At 69.2% G+C, this 3,284-nt stretch carries 4 protein-coding genes; all 4 read left to right on the top strand.

Translation table 11 applies throughout. The annotated features are described in order from the left end of the window. Nucleotides 1-300 precede the first annotated feature (300 nt). Nucleotides 301-834 carry a hypothetical protein gene (locus FW784_RS13270; RefSeq protein WP_149353803.1) on the top strand — a complete coding sequence of 178 codons (534 nt, stop codon included), beginning with the start codon at nt 301-303 and terminating at the stop codon, nt 832-834. A 622-nt stretch (nt 835-1,456) separates the two neighbouring features. Next, nucleotides 1,457-1,996, top strand: coding sequence for a DUF2939 domain-containing protein (locus tag FW784_RS13265; protein ID WP_149353802.1), 540 nt, complete (start codon nt 1,457-1,459; stop codon nt 1,994-1,996). 112 nt (nt 1,997-2,108) lie between these two features. After that, complete coding sequence (locus FW784_RS13260) at nt 2,109-2,468, top strand: lysozyme inhibitor LprI family protein (protein ID WP_149353801.1); 360 nt, start codon at nt 2,109-2,111, stop codon at nt 2,466-2,468. A gap of 352 nt (nt 2,469-2,820) precedes the next feature. Beyond that, on the top strand, nt 2,821-3,284 hold a 464-nt coding region (locus FW784_RS13250), incomplete at its 3' end, for a VTT domain-containing protein (protein ID WP_149353800.1).

Genomic DNA, 3,284 nt, shown 5'->3' with positions numbered 1-3,284 from the left:
AGTCGACGGCGGCGCGTGGACAGTCACGGGCGCGGGTGCCGGCGTGCGGACAGGCGCATCAGCGCCGCCGGGCGTTCCCGTGCGCGTGCAGCCGATGGCGAGCCCAAGCAGGGCGAGGGGTGCGAGCAGACGGATGCGCATGGAACCTCCACGGTCGGGTGAACAGCGTGCGCGAAGCGCCGTGCCCGGAGTGTCGTTCTCGGGGAAATGGGGTCAGGATGCATTTCACCAGGGGTTGCTGGCGTCGACGCATCCCGCGCCAACGTGCAGGCAGCGCCCCTCACACCCGGCGGCGGCACCATGACTGCAGACCGACCCAGTGCTCCCGCAAGACGCTCGACGCTGCGCCTGTCGTGGGTGCTCGCGGCAGTCGCGATGATCGCCGGCTGCGCGCCCGTGCCGACGCGACCAACGACGCCGCCGGGGCCCGTGGTCGCGCCGCCGACCGGGCCCTCGGACTTCACCATTCCCGCCGGCGAGCTCGAAACCTGGAACGCCGTCGGACAGCTGCTCGTGCGCCTGCCGGGCGTCACGTATGAAGGCCGGTCGCAGAAGCTGGGCCTTTACGCGGTCGACTACCAGGGCGAGCAGTTCCTGGTCCTGACGCGGGCGCTGCTGGCCAGCGATGAAGTTCGCACGTTGACCACGCGCGTGCGCGTGGCGCTGCAGGACGGAACCCCCGACCGCAGCGCTGCGTCGACCGAACTCCTCGCGGTTCTGCAGGCACGCCTGCCGGACGAACTGATACGCATCGCGGCGTTGCCGAAACCGGCGCCTGCGAAGACGAAGGTGGTAGCGAGGAAGCGGGCTGTCAAGCGCGCGGCTCGGCGTTAGGCGCGGCTTCGGCGGCGTCGTGCGCGCGTTTGGCGGCATGCGTGCAATGCGGTTGCGGGGCGTGCAACGAACGACGTGCGAACCAAAATCACAGGGTTGCCGACACGCGGCAGCCGCAGGGATACATCGGTTCCGCACCAGGATGGCGCCGCGAATGGAAGGAGCGTGCTTCCCGACGCCCCGACGACTGGCCCTCCCGCCACTCGGAACGCCGCCATGGTTCGCACCACACTCTCCGTTTGTCTTCGTCTGCTCGCAGGCTGCAGCGCCGCGACGCCTCCAGCGCAGGAGTGCAACGCAACACGCTAGCGTCGCCGAAGCGATCGATCACTATGCCTGCAAAACTGATCGGCCGAGCTCTACGCGTCCTCGTTCTCGCTGCCTGCCAAGGCCGGCGTAATGCGCGGCTTCGATCGCCGGGCGGAGCGCGCGGCCACCCGCGCTGAGCGGCCTCCGCAGCCGACAAGTTGCACGGCGTCTTGCACCCTCCGCGCGCAAGAAATCCGTCCCCCGGCCGTAATCGACTCGCGCTGCCCGCCACCGGGTAGCCACGCGTACGTACGGCGTGGGTCACTGCGCATCCCGCGCGAACATCGTCGATGAGTACCAGAGGAATCCGTCAATGAAGCGCAGCACCGCACTCGGCCTCGGAATCGCGGCTGCCCTCGCCGTCGCCTACGTGGCGGCGTCGCCGTATCTGGCGGTTCGCGCGATACGCGATGCGGCCGTCGCCGGCGATGCGCCGCGCGTCGCAGAGCACGTCGACTTTCCCGCGCTGAAGGAAAGCCTGAACGCGCATCTGGCGGCGTCGATGATGCAGTCGGCAGCGGAGCGTGGCTCGGAGAATCCGATGGCCGGCGCCGGTGCGATGTTCGCGATGGCGCTCATGGGGCCGATGATCGATGCGGTGGCTACGCCGGAGGGGCTCGCCGCGCTGATGACGCACGGCGCGTTGCCGAAGCTGGGGATGTCCGACGCCCGCGCGGGTGAGGCAACAGCACAGCCGGGTACGCAGGTCGATGCGCAGATGCGCTATCGCGACTTCGATACCTTCGTCGTCACGCTAAGCGGAAGCTCGAGCTCCGTTGCGCCATTGGGCCTCGTATTCCGTCGCCACCGGCTCATCGACTGGAAGCTCACGTCTATCGACATGTCGCAATGAGCCCGCCCGCCTTCGCACATGCGCACGCGCCGACGGCACCGCCGCGAACTCCCGTGCGCGCACTGTCGTCTCCCTGCACACGTGTCAACGCACTGTCCACTCCGAGGCATTCATGAAGCACGCTTTCGCCATCGCGGCCCTGTTCGCCAGCTTCACCGCCAGCGCCGCGTCATTCGACTGCCACGAGGCGGCAACTTTCGTGGAAAAGGAGATCTGCACGAACCTGGTGCTGAGCAAGCTAGACGACGCGCTCGCCGACAATTACAAGTTGATGCTGCTCGCCGAAGTAGGCGACGACACCCGCGTCGAACAGAAGGCGATCCAGAGGGCCTGGCTACGCGTTCGCAACGCGTGCACCGACTACGCTTGCATCGAGAAGAGCTACCGCAAGCGCGTCGACGCGATCTGCGACGTGCCCGTGCTCGAGGGCCCGCATCCGCCGTGCGCGATGGCGGAGAGCGTGGACTGGTAGGGCGGCGGACGGACGCACGGGCGGCGTCGACAGGTGCAGCTGAAGCGGACTGCGACCCGACCGAAATGCGAGGGGAATTCTCCCCGGGGACGGCGCGGGGGCGAACGGCCGCAGCCTGAGGCTTCCGCGGCGCAGTCAACTGACGAGCCCATGCCCGCTCCATGCGCCGGGACGCTGCCAATTGCGAGGGCAGCCGCGCGGGGTGAGGTCCGCTGCGATACTCCTGGGCAGTCCACGCGTCGTGCGAGTCCGATCGAACATGCCGGTGCCATCGCCATCGCCATCGCCATCGCCATCGCCATCGCCATCGCCATCGCGAGCGAGCACAGCGCGCCGCCGCTACGCCTGGCTCGTGCTCGCCGCCGTCGCTGCCGCAGCGTTGCTGTACGCCGATCCGGTGTATCGCGCGTTGCAGTCGGTACTGGGCTGGGCCGAACCGCTCATTCGCGCGCATCCGTTGGCCGGGATCGGGTTGTTCGTGCTACTGGCGGCGGCCTCCGCGATGCTCGCGTTCTTCTCGAGTGCGGCGCTCGTGCCGGCCGCGCTGCTGGCGTGGGGCGCGCTTCCGACCGCACTGCTGCTTTGGGCCGGCTGGTGGCTTGGGGGCACGCTCGCCTATGCGCTCGGTCGCATGCTCGGTCGGCCGCTTCTGCAGGGTCGCCGCGTCGCGCAGGTCGTGGCGGCTTACCGCAGGCGGCTGGAGGGGCGGCCCGGCGTCGGCCTCATCGTGCTGCTGCAACTCGCGCTGCCGTCGGAGGTGCCGGGCTACCTGTGCGGGTCGCTCGGCGTGCCGCTGCGCACGTACGCACTGGCGCT

It is taken from the genome of Cognatilysobacter lacus (assembly GCF_008274655.1).
Lineage (GTDB): Bacteria > Pseudomonadota > Gammaproteobacteria > Xanthomonadales > Xanthomonadaceae > Cognatilysobacter > Cognatilysobacter lacus.
Note: the sequence above shows the minus strand (reverse complement) of the source record. Positions and strands in the feature narration are given on the sequence as shown.

Bases quoted from the DNA above. Each gene is read 5' to 3' on its own strand.
- FW784_RS13265 (WP_149353802.1), top strand. From the start codon at position 1,457: ATGAAGCGCAGCACCGCACTCGGCCTCGGAATCGCGGCTGCCCTCGCC.
- FW784_RS13270 (WP_149353803.1), top strand. From the start codon at position 301: ATGACTGCAGACCGACCCAGTGCTCCCGCAAGACGCTCGACGCTGCGC.
- FW784_RS13260 (WP_149353801.1), top strand. From the start codon at position 2,109: ATGAAGCACGCTTTCGCCATCGCGGCCCTGTTCGCCAGCTTCACCGCC.